This is a genomic window from Candidatus Symbiopectobacterium sp., assembly GCF_020054415.1.
Lineage (GTDB): Bacteria > Pseudomonadota > Gammaproteobacteria > Enterobacterales > Enterobacteriaceae > Symbiopectobacterium.
This window is the reverse complement of the sequence record NZ_JAHWCO010000597.1, coordinates 1-1,857: the sequence shown is the minus strand read 5'-3', so window position 1 is coordinate 1,857 and position 1,857 is coordinate 1. Positions and strand designations below refer to the sequence as shown.

2 protein-coding genes and 1 pseudogene are annotated in these 1,857 nt (G+C 49.3%); all 3 read left to right on the top strand.

All coding sequences use genetic code 11. The features are described 5' to 3' along the window. Nucleotides 1-139: 139 nt before the first annotated feature. Entirely contained in the window at nucleotides 140-838 is a 699-nt protein-coding gene (locus tag QZ506_RS17460; RefSeq protein ID WP_291972909.1) for a KilA-N domain-containing protein, read from the top strand. A gap of 121 nt (nucleotides 839-959) precedes the next feature. After that, nucleotides 960-1,157, top strand: coding sequence for a DUF1187 family protein (locus QZ506_RS17455; protein WP_291972908.1), 198 nt, complete (start codon nucleotides 960-962; stop codon nucleotides 1,155-1,157). Nucleotides 1,158-1,319: 162 nt separating this feature from the next. After that, nucleotides 1,320-1,857 (top strand): annotated as a pseudogene (locus QZ506_RS17450) (Rha family transcriptional regulator); the annotation flags it as partial.

Genomic DNA, 1,857 nt, shown 5'->3' with positions numbered 1-1,857 from the left:
TGCAATGTATCAAATGCAACCTGGCCCATAGCGGATCCTCCTGTGTTAAGACAAGTGTAAGCGATCTGACCGCCAATCTGCAAAATTTTACCCATTAGCCCTCTGATAACCACATCCGTTTAACTATGGAGAAATCGTTATGTCTAACTTAGTTGTCATTGAAAATACCGTCGTCCGTCAGGATGCTTTCGGGCGTTACTGCCTGAATGATTTACACCGTGCCGCCGTTGCGCAAGGTAAAGCTACAGAATCACAGAGACCATCAAAATTCATGCGCTCTGATGGCATAGCTGCATTTGTGCAATCTTTGAGCGAAGCCCAAAAAAGGGCTTCGGTTAATGTAATTAAAGGTGGCATTGAGTCAGGAACATGGGCAGATGAATTAGTGGCCATCCGCTATGCGGCATGGATAGAACCTGAATTTGAGGTTCAGGTATATGAGCAATTCCGTGATTCTGTAAAGTCCAGCAACGGTGTACTGGTAGAAAAAGTCCAAGCGGGATTGGCCTTGCTCGCTTTCTACAAGCAAGAGCTGCGCATAGCGCCTTCCGCGATGCTGGGAGCAATGAAAAAGCTACAATCTTCCCTCGGCATGCCGGATATCCTGCCTGCCTACGCCGTAGATGCCCCGGAGGGCAGCGTAACCGGCTCAAGTGAAGTCACGCATTCCCTAACCGAACTGCTGATGCTGCACGGAAAGCCCTACACCGCACAGTCTGGTTTCAAGCGTCTACAATTACTTGGACTCGCTGAGCGCAAGTCACGCCCCAGCAGCAAGCATCCCGACAAAGAGAAACTGTTCTGGGTCGCTAACAGAGAAAGGCTTGCAGTTTGGTAAAAACCTGACGGACCCGAATAATCCGCGCCAGACACAGCCACACTTCTACGACAGTCTGTTTCCAAGGCTCTTAGGCGTCATGATGAACGGTGTAGCGGCATAAACAGCCCCGGAGAGACTTATGTACCTAATAACAGCAACGATCAAAAAGCCCGGCGGGATGGATGTTCAGTGGCTACGGTTCTCTGAGGTGAAACTCACCATGTCAGAATGCGAAAAACTGCTCTTTAAGCATAAGGAGGCAGGTAAGTCGTTCGGCGATAAGGTGAAACTGGAGGATTTCCGCTGCGTCAAGGTGAAAAATAGGGGCACGTGGTAAATAGCACAATAAGCCACCCCATTGACGCAAGGAGAACCCATGCGCTATAGTCACTCTGCATCTGCAAATTCAGGTGCCGGGTTTCGAACCCCGTAGGGATTGTCGCGACAGAATGACACGCCGCGAGCGTGTTTTTTTATGTCGCAATCTAGCCGCATCTCAATGGTGGGCTGGATAGGGCTACCGAAAGGTAGGCCGGATGACAATCCCGGTAGTTCGAACCCTGTTCAGTTCACCACCAGTTATAGAGATTCGAACCTCTTGGTGGTGATTAAATTCAGATTGTCACCGGAGGTCATTATGACACTTCAAACAAGCCTTGCTGCACCCAAAGTCACTATCCGCAATGGTAAAGCTGTAACTACATCATTGGACGTTGCTGATTACTTTGACAAGCGTCACGATAACGTATTACGCACCATCGAACGCCTTGATTGCTCTGAAAAATTTACTGCCCTCAATTTTGAGGTGAGTGAATACACCGACAGCACAGGCCGCAAACATACCGATGTATACCATGACCAAGGACGGCTTCGTCTTCCTCGTCATGGGCTTTACCGGCAAAAAGGCAGCAGCGTTCAAGGAAGCTTACATAGCGGAGTTTAACCGCATGGAAGAGCGGCTTTACGGCCAACGCCAAACAAAGCAACCAAGCACTGTCACACAAGAAGAGATCGACGCACATTATGCCGAATGCGTA